Source organism: Streptomyces mobaraensis, from assembly GCF_020099395.1.
GTDB lineage: Bacteria > Actinomycetota > Actinomycetes > Streptomycetales > Streptomycetaceae > Streptomyces.
This window is the reverse complement of record NZ_CP083590.1, coordinates 3,362,044-3,381,434: the sequence shown is the minus strand read 5'-3', so window position 1 is coordinate 3,381,434 and position 19,391 is coordinate 3,362,044. Positions and strand designations below refer to the sequence as shown.

Genomic DNA, 19,391 nt, shown 5'->3' with positions numbered 1-19,391 from the left:
AAGCGATGGAAGGATCGGTGGAGTCCTATGCCTACTCTTGTGATCGAGAAGGACGCCAGTGACGAGCGGGGCACTTTGCTGGCCTTCGTGGACGCCCAGCGCGGCGGCGTCCGCCGGGCGCTCCTCGGTCTGACGGAGGAGCAGGCGCGCTCCCGCCCCAGCGCCAGTGAGATGTCCCTGATCGGCCTGCTCAAGCACGTCATGCATGCGGAACGAGGCTGGCTGGAGCTCGCGAGCGGCACGAGCCCCGACATCGACGCCGACGAGGCGGCGAAGCGCTTCGAGGCCGCCTGGCACCCGGACGAGAGCGAGACCGTCTCCGCGCTCCTCGCCGCCTGGGAGGAGCAGGCCGCCGAGGTGGAGCGGTTCGTCCGCGCCCTGCCCTCCCTGGAGGCGACCTTCGCGCTGCCGCCGGCCCCCTGGTTCCCCAAGGACACCCAGGTGTCGATGCGGTGGTTCCTGGTGCACCTGGTCGAGGAGATCGGCCGGCACGCCGGGCACGCGGACATCATCCGCGAGTCGATCGACGGCAAGACCGCGTTCGAGCTGGTCGACGCGGAGCGGCGCCAGACGGACTGACGCGCGCGGAAGCGGCCGGGGCGCTCACGGGAGGCGCGCGCCCCGGCCGTTGTCAGTGGCGGGTGGGATGCTCACGCCATGACCGAAGCAGTGAAGGGTCCCGTGAGCTATTTCCCCTCGATCGAGAAGAAGTACGGCCGCCCCGTGGCGGAGTGGAAGGAGCTCATCCGCTCCGCTCCCCTGGAGAGACACATGGAGTTGGTGTCCTGGCTCAAGACCGAGCACGGCCTGGGCCACGGCCACGCCAACGCGCTCGTCGCGCACACCTTGGCCGAGGCCGCCGGCCGGCCCTGACCCGCGCCCGCCCGCTCTGCGGCACGCCGCCTAACCTGGGACGGCAGATCCGGCGGAGACGGTGGGAGAGGGGCGGGGAGGTATGTCGGCGATCCGGCTGCTGGTGCTGGGGGCGGTCCGGCGGCACGGCCGCGCCCATGGCTACCAGGTGCGCTCCTCCCTGGAGTTCTGGGGAGCGCACGAGTGGTCCCAGGCGAAACCGGGCTCGATCTACCACGCGCTCAAGGCCATGGCCGGCCAGGGCCTGCTCACCGCGCACGACACCGCCCCGAGCGAGGCCGGCGGCCCGCCGCGCACCGAGTACGAGCTGACGGCCGCGGGCGAGGCCGAGTACCTCCGGCTGCTGCGGCAGGCCCTGTCCGACCACGACCGGAAGATCGACCACCTGACGGCCGCGGTGGGCTTCCTCGTCGACCTCCCGCGCGCCGAGGCGATCACCCTGCTCCGGCAGCGCGTGGCCGCGCTGGAATCCTGGCGCACGGAGATCCGCCACCACTGGCCACCGCCCGCCGGCGCCCACGACCAGGGCCACCTCGGCGAGGTCCGGGACCTCTGGCTGCACACGGTGGCGACGGGGGAGGAGTGGGCCCGCGGCCTGATCGAACGCCTGGAGGCGGGCGCGTACGTGATGGCGGGCGAGGGCGACCCGTGGGAGGGGGTCACTACGTCCCCGGAGGAGGGCGCGTGAGACCGGGCCGCGCCGGGAGCTCAGAAGTCGATCAGCGAGCGGAGATCGATCTCGACGGGGAAAGGCTGGTCGGTCTTGAGGGTGCCGACGTGAATGGCCTGGTCGGGCCGGGGAATGTAACAGTCCACCTCGCGGTGCTTCCAGAACTCGTACAGCACCGGCGCCTCGTCCTCGTCACGTTCCACGCGCCAGTAGGAGCCGATGCCCGCGCCGCTGTACACAGCGGGCTTGTACAGACGGTCCTCCGAAGCGGAGCCCGGTGACACCACTTCCACGGCGAGTACGACTTTCTCCGCCGGGATGCAGTCCACCGTGGCGATGTCGAGGCCGGTCCTGTCGAAGACGACGATGTCCGGCTTCGGCGCGTTCTTCCGGTCGATGAGGATCGACTGCTCACTGTTGACCATCAAGCCGGCCGGCTTGTCGCCCCGCAGGCGGTAATACAGCTCGTCCCGCACCGTGTTGTGCCACCACTTCGCCGCCCCTCGTACCACGATCTTCCCGCCCAGTAGCTCCCAGTCGAACGGCAGGACCAGCTCCTTCACCTGGTCGTACGTCCAACCGTCGGCCGGCGGGTACATCCAGTTCTCGGGTGTGGCCTGCTCGTCCTGTCGGCTGGCTCCTGAGGCCATCACTGCTCCCATGGCGGAGATCGTGGCGGGTGCTCGGCGCGTCGCTCCCGCCTCCGACCGTAGCGCCACCCGTGCGGGTGGCGCTGGACCGTTTTTCCTCATCACACGGGTCTCCGCCCCGCTACGCGGTCCGCCGCGGGGCGGGGCCGGGGCCCGTCACGAATGCGGAGCGATCACCACCGCCGTGCCGTACGCGCACACCTCCGTGCCGACGTCCGCCGCCTCGGTGACGTCGAAGCGGAACATCAGGACCGCGTTGGCGCCCCGGGCCCTGGCCTGCTCGACCAGGCGCTCCATCGCCTGGTTGCGGGTCTGGACCAGGGTCTTGGTGAGCCCCTTGAGCTCGCCGCCGATCAGCGACTTCAGGCCGGCGCCGATCTGGCTGCCGACGTGCCGGGAACGCACCGTGAGGCCGAAGACCTCGCCGATCACGCGCTCGACCCGGTACCCGGGCACGTCGTTCGTCGTGACCACGAGCACATCGGCCTGCTCGTGCTGACCGCCGCCATACTCGTCGATGCCCATCCCTGCCACCTTCGTCCGTTCGGTCTGTACGGAGATTCTTCCGCCTGACGAGCGGGACGCACCCCGGCGGCACGGGGTTGCCCCGACCGGGCGAAGCGCGGCGACAGGCGGGGGCGCGGGCCTGGAGGGGCGAGCGGGGGGAGTGCGGGCGGTGCGACTGGAACCGGGGGGTTCCCGGCCGCGTTGCTACCGTTGAACGGCACGCCTTCTCCCCCCGCCTGTGCCCGGGCCTCGCACGAGCCTGCGCCCTCGACCCAGGAGCCTGTCACCGTGACCCCCGTGACCACACTCGCGCTCGGCCCCCAGTGGCTGGACGCGGACTACCTGATCGGCCAGTTCGGCCTGCTCGGTGTGCTGGCGATCGTCTTCGCCGAGTCCGGCCTGCTGATCGGCTTCTTCCTCCCGGGCGACTCGCTCCTCTTCACCACGGGTCTGCTGGTGACCACGGGCAAGCTGAACGACTACCCGCTGTGGGCGGTGTGCGCCATGGTCGTGCTGGCGGCGGTCCTCGGCGACCAGGCGGGCTACCTCTTCGGACGCAAGGTGGGCCCCGCCCTCTTCCGGCGCCCGGACTCCAGGCTCTTCAAGCAGGAGAACGTCGAGAAGGCCCACGACTTCTTCGAGAAGTACGGACCGAAGTCCCTGGTCCTGGCCCGGTTCGTGCCGATCATCCGCACCTTCACGCCGATCATCGCCGGCGTGAGCCGGATGAACTACCGCTCCTTCCTGATCTTCAACATCATCGGCGGCACCCTGTGGGGCGCCGGTGTGACGCTGCTGGGCGCGGTGCTCGGCAAGATCGAGTTCGTGCGGACCAACATCGAGGCGATGCTGGTCGCGATCGTGCTGGTGTCGGTCGTGCCGGTCGCGATCGAGCTGCTGCGCGCCCGGTCCAAGTCCCGCGCGGCCGGGCCGGCGCCCGACGCCGACGGGGTGCCCAGCGGGCCCCAGCCGCCCCGCCAGTACACCCAGGTGCCGCCGCACTACCAGGACGTGCAGCCGTATCCGCTGCGGCAGCCCGAGCAGGGACAGCAGGCCGCGCGGAAGCAGGGGCGGTCGGGGAAGCAGCAGCCGGGGCCGGCGCCGGACGGTGTTCGTGACGTACGCGGGCCGCAGGGTGCCCAGCCCCCGCAGGCCGCTCCGTACCCGCAGCCGGGCCCGCACCAGCCGGGCCAGTACCCCCAGCCCGCACAGCACCCCCAGCCCGCACAGCACCCGCAGGCTCCGCAGGCCGGGCAGTACTCCTACGCGCCGACCGCGCAGATGCCGCCGGCCCCGCAGAACCCGCAGAACCCGCAGCACCTCCCGAACCCCGCGTACTCCCCGGCCGCCCCGTACCCCCAGGCCGCCCAGCAGCCTCTCCACAGCCGGCAGCCGCAGCCGCATCAGCCGCCGCAGCCGCAGTACACGGAGGACCCCCGGTACTCCGCGTACTCCCAGCCCTCACAGGACGGGCAGGGCACCCGGCCCCCGCAGGACGAGCACGACCCGCAGGACCCGAACCGCGGCCCCCGCGGCCGGCACGCGCGCCGCTGACGTACGCCCCGCCGCGTCCCCGGCCGTCCTCCTGCCTGCCCACCCGGCCGTCCATCCCCTGAGGGGTCGCTCACCCACGCCCCCGCCGGACCTCACACGCGTCTCCCCACCCCCACTGGGCACTCGTACTCCTGATCGGGCATGGTTGACCTGGGCAGGAGGCGTAGAGGAGCGCGTGGTGGCTGATCAGCAGCGGGGCGGCGGCCCACCGGATCCGGGCGAGGACCGCAAACCGCAGAGCGACGAGGCGCGCAGCGCGTTCACCCCGCCCCTCGGGGTGCCCTTGCCGGCGCCCCCGGAGGACGAGCATCCGACGTCGGAGTTCGCCGTCCCCGAGGGCGTGGCGGAACCGGAGGACCGACGTCCGGAGGGTTCGGCCTTCAGCCGGCCCGCCTCGCTCGCGTACCCGGAGATCACTCCGCCGCTCGGCACCCCCCTCGTCAGCCTCACCAAGGACGCGCCCTGGCAGGACCGGATGCGGACCATGGTCCGGATGCCGGTCGGCGAGCGGCCGCTGCCGGAGCGCGCGGTCAAGGAGGAGGAGACCGGGCCGGCCGTCCCGCGCGTGCTCGACCTGACCCTGCGCATCGGCGAGCTGCTGCTCGCGGGCGGCGAGGGCGCCGAGGACGTCGAAGCGGCGATGTACGGCGTCGCGCACGCCTACGGGCTGCACCGCTGCGAGCCCAACGCGACGTTCACTCTGCTGTCCGTCAGCTACCAGCCGTCCCTCGTGGACGATCCCGTCACCGCCAGCCGCACCGTGCGCAGGCGTGGCACGGACTACACCCGTCTCTCGGCCGTCTTCCGCCTCGTCCACGACATCACGACCCAGGGGCTCACCCTGGAGGAGGCGTACCGCGGTCTCGCCGAGATCCGCCGCAACCGGCACCCGTACCCCGGCTGGGGCCTGACGCTGTCCGCCGGGCTGCTCGCCGGCGCGGCGAGCATGCTGGTCGGCGGCGGCGTCGTGGTGTTCCTCGCGGCGGCGGTCGGCGCCATGCTGGGCGACCGGCTGGCGTGGCTCGCCTCGGGGCGCGGGCTGCCGGAGTTCTACCAGTTCGTGGTGGCCGCGATGCCCCCGGCGGCGATGGGCGTGGCGCTCAGCACCGCCCAGGACCAGGTGCATGTACAGGCGTCCGCCGTGATCACCGGTGGGCTGTTCGCCCTGATCCCGGGACGGGCGCTGGTCGCGGGCGTCCAGGACGGCCTGACCGGCTTCTACATCACCGCCTCGGCACGTCTGCTGGAGGTGGGCTACCTGATCGTCGGCATCGTCTGCGGCGTGATGATGGTGCTCTACGGCGGTGTGCGGATCGGCGGCACCACGCTCGACCCGGAGGCGGCGCTCCAGCGTCAGGAACGGCCCGTCGTGCAGATCGTCGCGGCGATGCTGCTGGCCTTCTCGTTCGCCGTCCTGCTCCAGCAGGAACGTCACACCGTGCTGTACGCGACGCTCAACGGCGGCGTCGCCTGGGTGGTCTACGGGGCGCTCGCCGACACCGGCGGCCTCGACCCGGTGCCCGCCACCGCCATCGCCGCCGGGCTGGTCGGCCTCTTCGGACAGCTGCTCGCGCGGTACCAGTACACGTCGGCGCTGCCGTACGTCACGGCGGCCATCGGGCCGCTGCTGCCCGGTAGCGCGGTGTACTTCGCGCTGCTGAACTTCGCCAAGAACGAGCTGGACACCGGCATGGCCAGCCTCACCAAGGCCGCGGCACTGGCCTTGGCCATCGCCATCGGGGTGAACCTGGGGTCGGAGGTGGCCCGGATGTTCCTGGTGGTGCCGGGCGGGGCGGCGTCGCGGCGCGCGGCGAAGCGGACGCGCGGCTTCTGACCGCGGAGGACGGGACGAGGCGGAAACGCGGACGCGCGGCCTCCGAGGAGCCCTTCCGGGGCCCTCAGGAGCCGCGCGTTCCGCACCGGCGCGATCAGCGCTTCCGGCGCGTCAGATCACCACGGATCAGTGGTGGGAGCCGCCCGCGGCCTCCAGGCGCTTGTAGGACGCCTCGATCTCGGCCTCGGCCTCCGCGCGGCCGACCCACTCGGCGCCCTCGACCGACTTGCCCGGCTCCAGGTCCTTGTAGACCTCGAAGAAGTGCTGGATCTCCAGGCGGTCGAACTCCGACACGTGGTGGATGTCGCGCAGGTGCTCGACGCGCGGGTCGTTGGCCGGGACGCAGAGCAGCTTGTCGTCGCCGCCCGCCTCGTCCGTCATGCGGAACATGCCGATGGCGCGGCAGGTGATGAGGCAGCCCGGGAAGGTGGGCTCGTCCAGGATGACAAGGGCGTCCAGCGGGTCGCCGTCCTCGCCGAGGGTGTTCTCGACGAAGCCGTAGTCGGCGGGGTAGCTGGTGGAGGTGAAGAGACGGCGGTCCAGACGGATGCGACCGGTCTCGTGGTCCACCTCGTACTTGTTCCGCGAACCCTTCGGAATCTCGATGGTGACGTCGAACTCCACGAGTGGCTCCTTCATGATCAACACATACGTCTGGTGATTAAGTGTCCCCTACGCAGGTGTGTGGTGGCGAAAGGGGCTGGTCCTCATGCCCGGGAGCGTCCGTCGGCAGGCCCGGTGGTGGCCTGCCGCCTTGCCGCCGCGGTCCGGTACCGGGCGGTTCGTCGCCGCCTCCACCGCGGTGGGACTGCTCGCCGCGGCCGGGGCGGTGGCCGCCGCCGGGCCCTGGGACGGCGGACAGCGTACGGCCGAACGGGTACGCGCCGCAGCCGCCGACCGGGGGGCGTACGCCAGGGGCGCGCCCTACGGGTCCTCACGGGCCGGCCCGGTGCTCGCCGGGGTGCTGGAGGCGCTTTCCGACGGGGCGGGAGGGGGCGGCGGGACGGGAGGGTCCGGCGGGGCGCCCGCCGCGGCCGGTCTCGCCACCGCGCTGGAGCCGCTGCTCGCCGACGCCGCGCTGGGCCCCCGCGTCTCGGCCTCCGTCGTCGACGTGGCGACCGGCGAGCGGCTGTTCGGATCGAACGAGGCCGCGGCCGTCACTCCCGCCTCCACCGTCAAACTCGCCACCTCCGCCGCGGCACTCTCCGCGCTCGGCGCGGATCACCGCATCGAGACCACGGTGACGCTCGGGGCTGACGGGATCGTGCTCGTCGGCGGCGGCGACCCCACCCTCACCGCCCGCCCCTCCCCTCCCGGCCGGGAGCCCACCGGCCTCCCGGCCCTGGCCGACGCCACGGCCCGGGCGCTGAAGGCGCTCGGTACCGACCACACGGCACTCCGATACGACGTCTCCCGCTACACCGGGCCCGTACCGCACGCGATCGGCTCCAACGAGAACCTCGCACCGGTCAGCGCCCTCATGGTGGACGAGGGCCGGCTGGACGACAGCGACCACGGCCCCGCGGACCGTACGGACGACCCGGCCGGGGACGCCGCACGGAAGTTCGCCGCCCTGCTGGGGGAGCGGGGAGTACGCGTCGAGGGCGAGCCCGCCGAGGGCCGCTCGCCCGCCGGCGCCCGCCGGCTGGCCGCCGTCTCCTCCGCCCCGCTCTCCGACCTCGTCGAGCGGGCCCTGACCCACAGCGACAACGACATCGCCGAGGCCCTGGCCCGGCAGACCGCCCTCGCCGACGGGCAGCCGGCGAGCTTCGAGGGCGCGGGGCGGGCGGTGGCCGCGCGGCTGGCGCGGCTCGGCCTGCCGATGGCCGGCGCGCGCTTCGCCGACGGGAGCGGCCTCGACCGGGCCGATCGGGTCTCGGCCGACCTCTTGGCCCGGCTCCTCGCCCGCGCCGGCGACCGGCGTTCGCCCGAGTTGCGGGCGGTGCTTACGGGGCTGCCGGTGGCGGGGTTCAGTGGGACGTTGCAGGGGCGTGTGGACGCGGCTCGGGGTGTGGTCCGGGCCAAGACCGGCACTCTCTCCGGGGTGAACGCCCTGGCCGGGACGGTCGTGAATGCCGGCGGGCGCTTGCTCGCGTTCGCTTTCCTGGCGGACGGGACGTCGGATTCGGAGGGGGCGCAGCGGGCGTTGGACGCGCTGGCGGCGGCGGTGGCCGCCGCCGGGTGAGGGTGCCCCGGTCCCGCCCTTTCACCGTTTCTTGCGGGGAGGACCCCGCACCCCCGAAACCGCGCTCCGCGCGGTCGTCCTCAAACGCCGGACGGGCTGTCTTCAGCCCGTCCGGCGTTTGAGGACGAGCGGCGAAGCCGCGAAAAGCGGGGTCTGGGGCGCAGTCCCAGGAAGCGGCGAAGGGGCGGGGCCGGGGCATCCGCCCCCCTCCGCAACCGCGCCGTACCACGTACCGTGAACCCATGACGAGCATCGGTGGTGCGGAGATGGTCGACTGGAAGCTCGCGGTGGCGACCGCGACGCGGCTCGTGCGGCCGGGGCCGGAGGTGAGCCGGGACGAGGCCCGCGCGGTGGTCGCGGAGTTGCGGCGGCACGCCAAGGCGTCGGAGGAGCACGTCCGGGAGTTCACCGGGATGACGCCATCGGGGGCGGGATCGGACACCCCGGTGCTGGTGGTGGACCGGGCGGGCTGGATCCGGGCGAACGTCGCCGGGTTCCGGGCGGTGCTCGGGCCGCTGCTGGAGAAGATGGAGAAGCGCCGGGGCGGGCTGCCGGGCGGCGCCGTGCTGGGCGCGGTCGGCGGCAAGGTCACCGGCGTGGAGCTGGGCATGCTGCTGTCGTTCCTGGCCTCGCGGGTGCTGGGGCAGTACGAGACGTTCGCGCCGCCCACCCGGGACCTGCCGGGCGGCGCGGGCGGTGGCCGGCTGCTGCTGGTGGCGCCGAACATCGTGCACGTGGAGCGCGAACTGGAGGTCGACCCGCACGATTTCCGGCTCTGGGTGTGCCTGCACGAGGAGACGCACCGCACCCAGTTCACGGGGGTGCCGTGGCTGCGCGACCACATCGAGGGCGAGGTCCAGGCGTTCCTCGCCGAGACCGACATCGACCCGGCCACCCTGCTGGAGCGGCTCCGCGAGGCCCTCCAGTCGCTGGCCGGCGGGCGCCCGCCGGAGGACGACGGGGAGCGGGGCGGGCGCAGCATCGTCGAGCTGGTGCAGACCCCCGCCCAGCGGGAGGTGCTGGGGCGGCTGACGGCGGTGATGTCCCTGCTGGAGGGGCACGCGGACTACGTCATGGACGGGGTGGGCCCGCGGGTCGTGCCGTCCGTGACCGAGATCCGGGAGAAGTTCCAGCAGCGGCGGGCCAGCGGCGCGGGCCGGCTGGACCAGGCGCTGCGCAAGCTGCTGGGTCTGGACGCCAAGCTGCGGCAGTACCGTGACGGCGAGCGGTTCGTCCGGGCGGTGGTGGACCAGGTCGGCATGGAGGGCTTCAACAGGGTCTGGACCTCGCCGAACACCCTGCCGACCAAGGCCGAGATCGCCAAACCCGCGGACTGGGTCGCGCGGGTGCACAGCCGGGCCGACGGGTGACGGTGTCACGCCCCTGACGGACGAACGCTCCCGTAATCACCCGTCCGAGGGACCGTGTGCCAGGGGTGGGCGTGCGATGCTCGGGTAAAGGCTCGTCTCTGTCACCATCTACGCACACAGCGTGACGGCGCAGCCCGCACGTCCCCACAACCCCTTCCCGTCAGCTCCTCGTTGGAACGATTGGACACTCGGACATGGGTCCACACCCCGCGGTCGCGGCGATACGCCTGGCGGTCCGCCGCGTTCTCCACGACGTCCTCACCCTCGCTCCGTCCGAAACCGCAACCGCAAGCGCCCCCGGCGGCTCCAGGCCCCCGCTCGTCCTGGCCGCCTGCTCCGGCGGTGCCGACTCCATGGCGCTCGCCTCCGCCCTCGCCTTCGAGGCCCCCCGGCTCGGCCTCCGTGCCGGCGGCGTCACCGTCGACCACGGCCTTCAGGAGGGCTCCGACCTCCGCGCCGCCGAGGTGGTGAGCCGCCTCCTCGCCCTCGGCCTCGATCCCGTCGAGGCGCTCCCCGTGACCGTCGGCCGGGAGGGCGGTCCCGAGGCCGCCGCCCGCGACGCCCGCTACGCCGCCCTGGACGAGGCCGCCGAGCGGCACGGCGCCGCCGCCGTGCTCCTCGGCCACACCCGCGACGACCAGGCCGAGACCGTCCTCCTGGGGCTGGCCCGCGGCTCCGGCACCCGCTCGCTGTCCGGGATGGCCGTGGCCTCCGGGGTCGGGGGCCGCTACCGCAGGCCGTTCCTGGGCCTCGACCGGCAGACCGCCCGCAAGGCGTGCCTGGTGCAGTCGCTGCCGGTCTGGGACGACCCGCACAACGTCGACCCGGCCTACACCCGCTCCCGGGTCCGCCACGAGGCCCTGCCGGTCCTGGAGAAGGCGCTGGGCAAGGGCGTCGTCGAGGCGCTGGCCCGGACCGCCCAGCTGTCCCGGGACGACGCGGACGCCCTCGACTCCTGGGCCGTCGCCGTGGAGCCGTCCGTACGGGACGACACGGGCGCCCTGGAGGTCGCCAAGCTCTACGCGCTGCCCCCCGCCGTCCGCCGCCGGGTGCTGCGCCGGGCGGCCATCGAGGCCGGTTCCCCGGCCGGTTCCCTCTTCGCCCGGCACATCGAGGAGGTCGACCGGCTGATCACCGGCTGGCGCGGGCAGCGGGCCATCAACCTCCCCGGGCGGGTCGCGGTCCACCGGCATGGTGGCAGACTGGTCCTTCGGCAGGGCTGAATCGAACGGCCGTGAGTGACCGCGGGCAGGCCCGGCCGGACCCTGGCCGGGCGGCAGGCGCCCGGACGGCCGGATGAGCCCCAATCGAACGAGAGTGGCGCGGGTGGACGAGAAGGACATGGGCACCGACCTCAAGTCGGTGCTCATCACCAAGGAAGAGATCGACGCGAAGCTGGCCGAGCTGGCCGCGAAGATCGACGCGGAGTACGCGGGCAAGGACCTGCTCATCGTCGGTGTCCTCAAGGGCGCCGTGATGGTGATGGCGGACCTGGCGCGCGCGCTGTCCACCCCCGTCACCATGGACTGGATGGCCGTGTCCTCCTACGGCGCGGGCACCCAGTCCTCCGGCGTGGTCCGGATCCTCAAGGACCTCGACACCGACATCAAGGGCAAGCACGTCCTGATCGTCGAGGACATCATCGACTCCGGCCTGACGCTGTCCTGGCTGCTGTCGAACCTCGGCTCCCGCGAGCCGGCGTCCCTCAACGTCGTCACCCTGCTGCGCAAGCCGGAGGCGGCCAAGGTCGCCATCGACGTGAAGTGGGTCGGCTTCGACATCCCGAACGAGTTCGTCGTCGGTTACGGTCTCGACTTCGCGGAGAAGTACCGCAACCTGCCCTTCGTGGGAACCCTCGCGCCGCACGTCTACGGCGGCTGACCCTCCCCGACCTGGGAGGACGGTATTGCCCCCGAAGGGCCCGGCGATCGCCGGGCCACCGGGAACCCCTCACGGTTTTCCGCCGTTGGAGGAGGGGAAGACGGATTTGTTGACCGTCTGCGGCGGCGTCGGGTGACAATGCTGGGGTACCGTCCGAAGGTCAGTCTTTTCAAGCATTCTTTAGCAAGCACCGCAAGCAAGTCTGCAAGGTCGAGCAGAACACCGTACGCACAGGCACCCCGATCGAGGGGCACCGTGCCTCACTGTGGCAGGAGGGACGGGGCGCTCGCGCCCCGTATGGATGGACGTGAAGCGCTACTTCCGTGGGCCGGTCATGTGGATCGTGCTGGCCGTCCTCGCCGTGGTCGTGTTGATGCAGGTCGTCGGCTCGTCCGGCGGCTACAAGTCGGTGGACACCAGTCAGGTTGTCGCGGCCATCCGTGACAACAGGGTGAAATCGGCCGAGCTGACCACGGGCGACGAAAACAAGATCAAGGTCGAGCTCAAGAGCGGCCAGAAGATCAAGGGCAGCAGCAAGGTCCAGGCGAACTACATCGGTGACCAGGGCGTCCAGCTGTCCGCGATGCTCCAGAAGGCCGTCGACCAGAAGGACAAGGACGTCCTGCCCGAGGGCTACAACGTGGCGACGTCCAAGCAGAACCCCTTCATCGGGGTGCTGCTGTCCCTGCTGCCCTTCGTCCTCATCGTCGTCGTCTTCCTGTTCCTGATGAATCAGATGCAGGGCGGCGGCTCCCGGGTGATGAACTTCGGGAAGTCCAAGGCCAAGCTGATCACCAAGGACACCCCGAAGACGACGTTCGCCGACGTGGCGGGGTCCGACGAGGCGGTCGAGGAGCTCCACGAGATCAAGGAGTTCCTGCAGGAGCCCGCCAAGTTCCAGGCCGTCGGTGCCAAGATCCCCAAGGGTGTGCTGCTCTACGGCCCGCCCGGTACCGGCAAGACGCTGCTGGCGCGCGCCGTCGCGGGTGAGGCCGGCGTCCCGTTCTACTCGATCTCCGGTTCCGACTTCGTCGAGATGTTCGTCGGTGTCGGTGCCTCCCGGGTCCGCGACCTGTTCGAGCAGGCCAAGGCCAACGCCCCGGCCATCGTCTTCGTCGACGAGATCGACGCCGTCGGCCGACACCGCGGCGCGGGCCTCGGCGGCGGTCACGACGAGCGCGAGCAGACGCTCAACCAGCTGCTCGTCGAGATGGACGGCTTCGACGTCAAGGGCGGCGTCATCCTGATCGCGGCCACCAACCGGCCCGACATCCTCGACCCCGCGCTGCTGCGTCCGGGCCGCTTCGACCGGCAGATCGCCGTCGACCGCCCCGACATGCAGGGCCGCCTGGAGATCCTCAAGGTCCACCAGAAGGGCAAGCCGGTCGCCCCGGGCGTCGACCTCGCGGCCGTCGCCCGCCGGACCCCCGGCTTCACCGGTGCCGATCTCTCCAACGTGCTGAACGAGGCCGCCCTGCTGACGGCCCGCAGCGACAAGAAGCTGATCGACAACCACATGCTGGACGAGGCGATCGACCGCGTCGTGGCCGGACCGCAGAAGCGGACCCGGATCATGAGCGACAAGGAGAAGAAGATCACCGCGTACCACGAGGGCGGTCACGCCCTGGTCGCGGCGGCTTCGCCCAACTCCGACCCGGTGCACAAGATCACGATCCTGTCCCGGGGCCGCGCGCTCGGCTACACCATGGTGCTGCCGGACGAGGACAAGTACTCGACCACGCGCAACGAGATGCTCGACCAGCTGGCCTACATGCTGGGCGGCCGCGCGGCCGAGGAACTGGTCTTCCACGACCCGACCACGGGCGCCGCGAACGACATCGAGAAGGCCACCGCCACGGCCCGCGCGATGGTCACCCAGTACGGCATGACCGAGCGCCTCGGTGCGATCAAGTTCGGCTCCGACAACTCCGAGCCCTTCCTGGGCCGCGAGATGTCGCACCAGCGGGACTACTCGGAAGAGGTCGCCGCGCTGGTCGACGAAGAGGTCAAGAAGCTGATCGAGACCGCGCACAACGAGGCGTGGGAGATCCTGGTCGAGAACCGCGACATCCTCGACAACCTCGTTCTGGCCCTCCTGGAGAAGGAGACGCTGAACAAGGAGGAGATCGCCGAGATCTTCAAGCACGTCGTGAAGCGCCCGGCCCGCCCGGCGTGGACCGGCTCCTCGCGCCGTACGCCGTCCAGCCGCCCGCCGGTGCTCTCCCCCAAGGAGCTCGCCCCGAGCAGCAACGGCGCCACCGGTGCCACCGGCGTCGAGTCGGTGGATCTGCCGGAGGACATCCGCCCGGAGTGAACCGCGCCTCAGGGCCCGGAATGGATGCCGCGTCTCCCAGGTTCTAGCCTGGGGGCGCGGCATCGCGCATGTGTGCGCGCTCCTCCGGCCGGGTGAACGGCCGAGCCGACGGGGAGGGCCGCCGCAGGCGCGTACGCACGAGAGAACGAGGCAACATGATCGATCCGGTGACCCTGGACGGCGAGCGAGCCATCGGGCCGTTCGACGAGAAGCGGGCCGAGCAGGCCGTCCGCGAACTGCTCATCGCCGTCGGCGAGGACCCGGACCGCGAGGGCCTGCGGGAGACCCCCGCCCGCGTCGCGCGCGCCTACAAGGAGATATTCGCCGGCCTGCGGCAGGAGCCGGCCGACGTGCTGACCACGACCTTCGACCTGGGCCACGACGAGATGGTGCTGGTCCGGGACATTGAGGTCTACAGCACCTGCGAGCACCACCTCGTCCCGTTCCACGGCGTGGCGCACATCGGCTACATCCCCGCGACCAGCGGCAAGATCACCGGCTTGTCGAAGCTGGCCCGGCTGGTGGACGTCTACGCCCGCCGCCCGCAGGTGCAGGAGCGGCTCACCACGCAGATCGCGGACTCGCTGGTGGAGATCCTGGAGGCGCGCGGCGTCGTCGTGGTGATCGAGTGCGAGCACATGTGCATGTCGATGCGGGGGATCCGGAAGCCCGGCGCGAAGACGATCACGTCCGCGGTGCGGGGCCAGCTGCGGGACCCGGCGTCCCGCGCGGAGGCGATGAGCCTCATCATGTCGGCCCGCTGAGCCGGCGGCACCCGGGAAACACGAAGGCCGCCCGCTGCGCTGCGGGCGGCCCGGCCGGGGGTCGGACGAGCGTCACGCGCTGAGGCGGCTGCCCATCCACTGGAGGGTGCCGGGGATCTCACGGCGCCAGGTGTTGAAGTTGTGACCGCCGCTCTCCAGGATCATCGAGGAGACCCGGGTGGGGTGCTTGGCGGCGAGGCCGATGAACTTCATCGTGTCGTTGTAGTTGTGCTCGCCCTGCTTGCTGCTGGTGACCAGCATCGAGATCTTGGGCAGCGGCTTGTTCTTCAGCCGCCAGATCAGGTTGTTCTCCTGCTCCAGCTTCTTGCTGCCGCCGAAGAGGGAACCGGTCGTGGGGTCCTGCGGGGCCTTGTAGTAGCCGGACAGCGCGGCGGCGGCGCCGTACGCCTCCGGGTGACGCATCGCGAGCTTGAGCGCGCAGTAGCCGCCGGTCGAGTCGCCGATCATGCCCCAGTTGGCGGCCTTGGTGCCGATCCGGTACTGCTGCGCCATGGCCTTGCGCAGGTCCTTGGTGAAGAACGTCTCGGTCTTGGGGCCGTCGGGTATGTCCATGCACTCCGTGTCCCGGGGCGGGGCGACGGTCGGCCGCATCATCACCAGGATGGTGGGCTGCATCTTCTTCTCTTTGGCCAGCTTGTGCGCCGTCTGCGGGTAGTGCAGGCCCTTGATCAGCGCCTCGGCGGTGCCCGGGTAGCCGGTCAGCACGACGGAGGCCGGAAAGGTGCGCTTGGCGAACTCGGGCTGGAAGTACTCCGGCGGCAGGTACACGAAGGCCGGGCTGGCGATCCGCGACTCGGGCCCCTGGATGTTCACCTTCTCGATCCGGCCGGCCACCCGGGGGACGGAGGCCCGGGGCACGTTCACCTGCTGGGTGCCCACCACCTGGACGCGGTGGGCGCCCGCGCTGTGGTCCACCACGACGCCCTGGTCCTGCTCCTGGCCGAAGAGGTCGGCCCACGAGGCGTAGAAGCCGAACGAGTAGTTCGCGTAGAGGCCGATGGCGGCGAACAGGGACAGCTGGGTGACGAGCAGCATGCCGACGCGGCCCAGGATGGAACCCACGCTCTTCTTGCCGAGCCGAGGCCAGAGCCAGACGGTACACGCGAAGAGCACTACCGCCAGCACGGCGGCCAACAGCAGAACTGTCTTGCTGGTGAGACCCATGAGGTGCTTTCTGCCGAGCGACCCGGCAACGGGTCGCGGAATGGTTACTTCTATCCGGGCCCGCCGCCGGCGGAACCTCCGCCCCTGAACCGTCGTCCTACAGGGCGCACATTGTCCGGAGCGGTACGGCCAGATGCCGTATGCCCACTCGACATGGACGACGGGAAGAGATGTCTGTCAGGGAAGATGGCAAAAAGTCCGATGGGGTTCCTTCGGGTCCGAAGTGGCTGTCGGTGCTTGCCCGGATGGCCAAGGGGCCTCGGCCGGAGCGCGTTCCGGCCGTCGTAGGCACGGTCGCGGCGGTCATCGGTCTGATGGACATCGCCGCCGGCGTCATCCCGCGCTTCCGCTTCAGCAAGATCCACACCCTGGCGGAGGTGCTGCCGGGGGCCGTCACCCAGCTGGCCGCCGCCGCGTCGATCGTCGTCGGCATCCTGCTGCTGATGCTCGCCCACGGCCTCAAGCGCGCGAAGTCGCGTGCCTGGTGGGCCGCGGTCGTCGTGCTGCCGGTGGGCGCCGCCGCGCACCTGATCTACCGGCACTCCATCGCGGGCGCGGTCTTCTCGCTGCTGCTCTTCGCCTACCTGGTGCGGCACCGGAACGCGTTCACCGCGCTGCCCGACCCGCGCAGCCGCTGGAAGGCGCTGGCCAACTTCATCCTCATGGGCGGCGCCAGCTTCGCCCTCGGCTGGGTGATCGTCGGCTCGCACCCGGACCAGATGGTCGGCGACCCGCCGGTGCTGGAGCAGATCGAGCACGTCCTGTGGGGGCTCTTCGGCTTCGAGGGCTCGATCCGCTACACCGGTGGCGTCGACTACGTCGTCGGCTACTCCCTCGGCGCCCTCGGCCTGCTGACCGTCGCCACCACCGCGTTCCTGGCCTTCCGGCCGGAGTACCCGGCGGCCGTCCTCACCGAGGAGGACGAGGACCGGCTGCGCGAGCTGCTGGCCAAGCACGGTGACCGCGACTCGCTGGGCCACTTCGCGCTCCGCCGCGACAAGAGCGTCGTCTTCTCCCCGTCCGGCAAGGCCGCCGTCTCCTACCGCGTGGTCTCCGGCGTCATGCTCGCCAGTGGCGACCCGATCGGCGACGTCGAGGCGTGGCCGGGCGCGATCGAGAAGTTCATGGAGCTGGCCAAGCGCCACTCCTGGACCCCCGCCGTCAACGGCTGCAGCGAGACCGGCGGCGAGGTCTGGACCCGTGAGACCGGTCTGGACGCCCTGGAGATGGGCGACGAGGCCATCGTCGAGGTCGCCGACTTCAGCCTCAGCGGCCGGGCCATGCGCAACGTCCGCCAGATGGTCAAGCGCATCGAGCGCAACGGCTACAGCACCAAGGTCCGCCGCGTCGGCGACCTGAGCCCCGAGGAGCTCGCGGTCGTCCAGCAGGCCGCCAACGCCTGGCGCGACACCGAGGAGGAGCGCGGCTTCTCCATGGCGCTGGGCCGGATCGGCGACCCGAAGGACCTGGACGCGATCATCGCCACCGCCCACAAGGACGTCGAGGAGGGCGAGAACGCCCCCTTCGGCGACCTGCGGGCCATGCAGCACTACGTGCCGTGGGGCAAGGACGGCAGCTCCCTGGAGCTGATGCGCCGCGACCGCAGCGCCGACCCGGGCATGAACGAGCTGCTGATCGTCGCCTTCCTCCAGGCCGCGCCCGAGCTGAAGATCAAGCGCCTGTCGCTGAACTTCGCGTTCTTCCGCTCCGCCCTGGAGCGCGGGAGCAAGCTGGGCGCCGGACCGGTGGTCCGGATCCAGCGCGGGGTGCTGATCTTCCTGTCGCGCTGGTTCCAGATCGAGTCGCTGTACAAGTTCAACGAGAAGTTCCGGCCGCGCTGGGAGCCGCGCTTCATCGTCTTCCCGAACAGCCGCGACCTGCCGCGCATCGGCTTCGCGATGATGCAGGCGGAGGGCTTCCTGGAGCTGCCGCGGCTGCTGCGCCGCCGCCCGGCGCCGCCCAAGCCGAGCTTCGACGAGGACGCGTCGGTGGAGCAGGCGGAGGTCACGCGCGCCGCGTGAGCCGCGCCCGCCGGCCCCTGTGAGAGCCCTTCCCGGAACCGCTTCCGGGGAGGGCTCTCGCCGTGTCGGCCGGTCGTCGCCGCCGGCGGCCCACGGCCTACGCTGGTGGGCATGAGTACCTTGCACGCTCGTATCGGGCCCGTCGGTCTGCCGCGGTGGGACCGCTGCGCGGTGATGGGCGTGGTCAACGTGACGCCCGACTCGTTCTCCGACGGCGGCCGCTGGTTCGACCCCGCCGAGGCGGTCAAGCGGGGCCTGGACCTCGTCGCGGGCGGTGCCGACCTGGTCGACGTGGGCGGCGAGTCCACCCGGCCGGGGGCGCTGCGGGTGGACGAGGCCGAGGAGCGGCGCCGGGTGGTCCCGGTCGTCCGGGAGCTGGCCGGGGAGGGCGTCGTCGTCTCGGTCGACACGATGCGGGCCTCGGTCGCGGAGGCGGCCCTGGAGGCCGGTGCCGGGCTGGTCAACGATGTGAGCGGCGGGCTCGCCGATCCGGCGATGGTCCCGATGGCGGCGCAGGCCCGGGTGCCGTTCGTGGTCATGCACTGGCGCGGTTTCAGCGAGGACATGAACAGCCGGGCGGTCTACGGCGATGTGGTCGGCGAGGTCGTCGACGAGCTGCGGCGGCGGGTGGACGCGGTCGTGGCGGCCGGGATCGAACCGGAGCGGCTGGTGGTCGACCCCGGTCTGGGCTTCGCCAAGAACGCGGGGCACGATCTGGCCCTGGTCGCCCGGCTGGACCGGCTGCGGGCGGAGCTGGGGCTGCCGCTGCTGGTCGCGGCGTCCCGCAAGCGCTTCCTGGGCCGGGTGCTGGCGGGCCCGGACGGCACACCACCGCCGGCCCGCGAACGGGACGCGGCGACCGCGGCGGTCTCGGTGCTGGCGGCGCGTGAGGGCGCGTGGGCGGTGCGCGTGCACGAGGTGGGCGCGAGCGCGGACGCCGTGCGCGTGGTGAGCGCCGTGGACGCCGCGCGCTCCGGAGCCCCCGAGGGGGCGGTGTGAGCCCGGCGCGCACGGACGCCGAGCGGGTCGAGCTCGCCAACACGGCCCTGTACGAGGCGGTGGAGCGCGGCGACACCGAGGCGATGCGGCGGATGTGGCTGGACGACCCCGGTACCGAGGTGTCCTGCGTCCACCCGGGCTGGCCGGTGCTGCGCGGGCGGGGCGAGGTGCTCCGCTCGTACGCGCTGATCATGGCGAGCACCGACTACATCCAGTTCTTCCTGACCGATGTCGAGGTCTCGGTGGCCGGTGACACGGCCCTGGTGACCTGCACCGAGAACATCCTCAGCGGGGCGCCCGCGGAGTCCGAGGGCGAGCTGGGGCCGCTGGTCGGCCAGCTGGTCGTGGCGACCAACGCGTTCCGGCGGGTGGGGTCCGAGTGGAAGGTGTGGTCGCACCACGGTTCGCCGGTGCTGGCGGGCCGGGAGGACGACGAGCGTGAGGAGGGGCCCGAGGACCTGGACGGGGGCTCGGGGCCGGTCGGGCCGCTGGGCTGACGGGCGTCCTTCCCGGGGGCGCGGACCGGCCCACACGTCATCGCCGCGCGTCAGTGTGATGGATCCGTGACCACTCGTTCGAGCTGC

18 protein-coding genes are annotated in these 19,391 nt (G+C 71.8%); 14 read left to right on the top strand and 4 right to left on the bottom strand.

Going from position 1 to position 19,391, the window contains the following annotated elements:
- The first annotated feature begins 27 nt into the window (after positions 1 to 27).
- From K7I03_RS14515 to K7I03_RS14505, 3 genes are all read left to right on the top strand, one after another.
- Positions 28 to 579 (top strand): DinB family protein, encoded by a 552-nt coding sequence (locus K7I03_RS14515; RefSeq protein WP_185942286.1) that lies wholly within the window; start codon positions 28 to 30, stop codon positions 577 to 579.
- Between the two features lie 78 nt (positions 580 to 657).
- Positions 658 to 873, top strand: a complete 216-nt coding sequence (locus K7I03_RS14510; RefSeq protein ID WP_185942285.1) for a DUF4287 domain-containing protein — start codon at positions 658 to 660, stop codon at positions 871 to 873.
- 82 nt (positions 874 to 955) lie between these two features.
- Positions 956 to 1,561 carry a PadR family transcriptional regulator gene (locus K7I03_RS14505; RefSeq protein ID WP_185942284.1) on the top strand — a complete coding sequence of 202 codons (606 nt, stop codon included), beginning with the start codon at positions 956 to 958 and terminating at the stop codon, positions 1,559 to 1,561.
- 20 nt (positions 1,562 to 1,581) lie between these two features.
- On the opposite strand, the gene K7I03_RS14500 is transcribed toward K7I03_RS14505, so the two are convergent.
- Together K7I03_RS14500 and K7I03_RS14495 are read right to left on the bottom strand one after the other, a co-directional pair.
- Positions 1,582 to 2,205 (bottom strand): Uma2 family endonuclease, encoded by a 624-nt coding sequence (locus K7I03_RS14500; RefSeq protein WP_185942283.1) that lies wholly within the window; start codon positions 2,203 to 2,205, stop codon positions 1,582 to 1,584.
- A 144-nt stretch (positions 2,206 to 2,349) separates the two neighbouring features.
- The gene (locus K7I03_RS14495) at positions 2,350 to 2,718 is read right to left on the bottom strand and encodes a YbjQ family protein (protein WP_004940357.1); all 369 of its coding nucleotides are present in this window, start codon (positions 2,716 to 2,718) and stop codon (positions 2,350 to 2,352) included.
- Between the two features lie 279 nt (positions 2,719 to 2,997).
- Here K7I03_RS14495 and K7I03_RS14490 point away from each other — a divergent pair, with 279 nt between their 5' ends.
- Together K7I03_RS14490 and K7I03_RS14485 are read left to right on the top strand one after the other, a co-directional pair.
- Complete coding sequence (locus K7I03_RS14490; protein ID WP_185942282.1) at positions 2,998 to 4,254, top strand: DedA family protein; 1,257 nt, start codon at positions 2,998 to 3,000, stop codon at positions 4,252 to 4,254.
- A gap of 175 nt (positions 4,255 to 4,429) precedes the next feature.
- Entirely contained in the window at positions 4,430 to 6,088 is a 1,659-nt protein-coding gene (locus tag K7I03_RS14485; protein WP_398857197.1) for a threonine/serine exporter family protein, read from the top strand.
- A gap of 126 nt (positions 6,089 to 6,214) precedes the next feature.
- On the opposite strand, the gene K7I03_RS14480 is transcribed toward K7I03_RS14485, so the two are convergent.
- Entirely contained in the window at positions 6,215 to 6,712 is a 498-nt protein-coding gene (locus tag K7I03_RS14480; protein WP_004940362.1) for an inorganic diphosphatase, read from the bottom strand.
- 85 nt (positions 6,713 to 6,797) lie between these two features.
- Between K7I03_RS14480 and dacB the strand changes: the two genes are divergently transcribed.
- The 6 genes from dacB to folE all read left to right on the top strand — a co-directional run bounded on the left by dacB (position 6,798) and on the right by folE (position 14,602).
- Entirely contained in the window at positions 6,798 to 8,273 is a 1,476-nt protein-coding gene (gene dacB, locus K7I03_RS14475; RefSeq protein ID WP_224347049.1) for a D-alanyl-D-alanine carboxypeptidase/D-alanyl-D-alanine endopeptidase, read from the top strand.
- A 242-nt stretch (positions 8,274 to 8,515) separates the two neighbouring features.
- On the top strand, positions 8,516 to 9,643 hold the full coding sequence (locus K7I03_RS14470) for a zinc-dependent metalloprotease (RefSeq protein ID WP_185942280.1): 1,128 nt from the start codon (positions 8,516 to 8,518) through the stop codon (positions 9,641 to 9,643).
- 194 nt (positions 9,644 to 9,837) lie between these two features.
- Complete coding sequence (gene tilS / locus K7I03_RS14465; protein WP_185942279.1) at positions 9,838 to 10,866, top strand: tRNA lysidine(34) synthetase TilS; 1,029 nt, start codon at positions 9,838 to 9,840, stop codon at positions 10,864 to 10,866.
- 118 nt (positions 10,867 to 10,984) lie between these two features.
- A complete protein-coding gene (hpt, locus tag K7I03_RS14460) occupies positions 10,985 to 11,524 on the top strand; it encodes a hypoxanthine phosphoribosyltransferase (protein ID WP_185942466.1) in 540 nt (179 codons plus the stop codon).
- Between the two features lie 301 nt (positions 11,525 to 11,825).
- Positions 11,826 to 13,838: an ATP-dependent zinc metalloprotease FtsH gene (ftsH, locus tag K7I03_RS14455; protein WP_185942465.1), complete on the top strand. Its 2,013-nt coding sequence runs from the start codon at positions 11,826 to 11,828 to the stop codon at positions 13,836 to 13,838.
- A gap of 155 nt (positions 13,839 to 13,993) precedes the next feature.
- Complete coding sequence (gene folE, locus K7I03_RS14450) at positions 13,994 to 14,602, top strand: GTP cyclohydrolase I FolE (RefSeq protein ID WP_004940397.1); 609 nt, start codon at positions 13,994 to 13,996, stop codon at positions 14,600 to 14,602.
- Between the two features lie 72 nt (positions 14,603 to 14,674).
- Here the strand turns inward: folE and K7I03_RS14445 are convergent, their stop codons facing one another.
- On the bottom strand, positions 14,675 to 15,787 hold the full coding sequence (locus K7I03_RS14445) for an alpha/beta hydrolase (RefSeq protein ID WP_185942278.1): 1,113 nt from the start codon (positions 15,785 to 15,787) through the stop codon (positions 14,675 to 14,677).
- A gap of 170 nt (positions 15,788 to 15,957) precedes the next feature.
- Between K7I03_RS14445 and K7I03_RS14440 the strand changes: the two genes are divergently transcribed.
- From K7I03_RS14440 to K7I03_RS14430, 3 genes are all read left to right on the top strand, one after another.
- The gene (locus tag K7I03_RS14440) at positions 15,958 to 17,808 is read left to right on the top strand and encodes a phosphatidylglycerol lysyltransferase domain-containing protein (protein ID WP_185942277.1); all 1,851 of its coding nucleotides are present in this window, start codon (positions 15,958 to 15,960) and stop codon (positions 17,806 to 17,808) included.
- 111 nt (positions 17,809 to 17,919) lie between these two features.
- Positions 17,920 to 18,807: a dihydropteroate synthase gene (folP, locus tag K7I03_RS14435; RefSeq protein WP_185942276.1), complete on the top strand. Its 888-nt coding sequence runs from the start codon at positions 17,920 to 17,922 to the stop codon at positions 18,805 to 18,807.
- Positions 18,804 to 19,304, top strand: a complete 501-nt coding sequence (locus K7I03_RS14430; RefSeq protein WP_185942275.1) for a nuclear transport factor 2 family protein — start codon at positions 18,804 to 18,806, stop codon at positions 19,302 to 19,304. Before folP ends, K7I03_RS14430 begins: the two co-directional genes overlap by 4 nt.
- The last annotated feature ends 87 nt before the right edge of the window (positions 19,305 to 19,391 follow it).

Bases quoted from the DNA above. Each gene is read 5' to 3' on its own strand.
- K7I03_RS14515 (WP_185942286.1), top strand. From the start codon at position 28: ATGCCTACTCTTGTGATCGAGAAGGACGCCAGTGACGAGCGGGGCACT.
- K7I03_RS14510 (WP_185942285.1), top strand. From the start codon at position 658: ATGACCGAAGCAGTGAAGGGTCCCGTGAGCTATTTCCCCTCGATCGAG.
- K7I03_RS14505 (WP_185942284.1), top strand. From the start codon at position 956: ATGTCGGCGATCCGGCTGCTGGTGCTGGGGGCGGTCCGGCGGCACGGC.
- K7I03_RS14500 (WP_185942283.1), bottom strand. From the start codon at position 2,205: ATGGGAGCAGTGATGGCCTCAGGAGCCAGCCGACAGGACGAGCAGGCC.
- K7I03_RS14495 (WP_004940357.1), bottom strand. From the start codon at position 2,718: ATGGGCATCGACGAGTATGGCGGCGGTCAGCACGAGCAGGCCGATGTG.
- dacB (WP_224347049.1), top strand. From the start codon at position 6,798: ATGCCCGGGAGCGTCCGTCGGCAGGCCCGGTGGTGGCCTGCCGCCTTG.
- K7I03_RS14470 (WP_185942280.1), top strand. From the start codon at position 8,516: ATGACGAGCATCGGTGGTGCGGAGATGGTCGACTGGAAGCTCGCGGTG.
- tilS (WP_185942279.1), top strand. From the start codon at position 9,838: ATGGGTCCACACCCCGCGGTCGCGGCGATACGCCTGGCGGTCCGCCGC.
- hpt (WP_185942466.1), top strand. From the start codon at position 10,985: ATGGGCACCGACCTCAAGTCGGTGCTCATCACCAAGGAAGAGATCGAC.
- ftsH (WP_185942465.1), top strand. From the start codon at position 11,826: ATGGACGTGAAGCGCTACTTCCGTGGGCCGGTCATGTGGATCGTGCTG.
- folE (WP_004940397.1), top strand. From the start codon at position 13,994: ATGATCGATCCGGTGACCCTGGACGGCGAGCGAGCCATCGGGCCGTTC.
- K7I03_RS14445 (WP_185942278.1), bottom strand. From the start codon at position 15,787: ATGGGTCTCACCAGCAAGACAGTTCTGCTGTTGGCCGCCGTGCTGGCG.
- K7I03_RS14440 (WP_185942277.1), top strand. From the start codon at position 15,958: ATGTCTGTCAGGGAAGATGGCAAAAAGTCCGATGGGGTTCCTTCGGGT.
- folP (WP_185942276.1), top strand. From the start codon at position 17,920: ATGAGTACCTTGCACGCTCGTATCGGGCCCGTCGGTCTGCCGCGGTGG.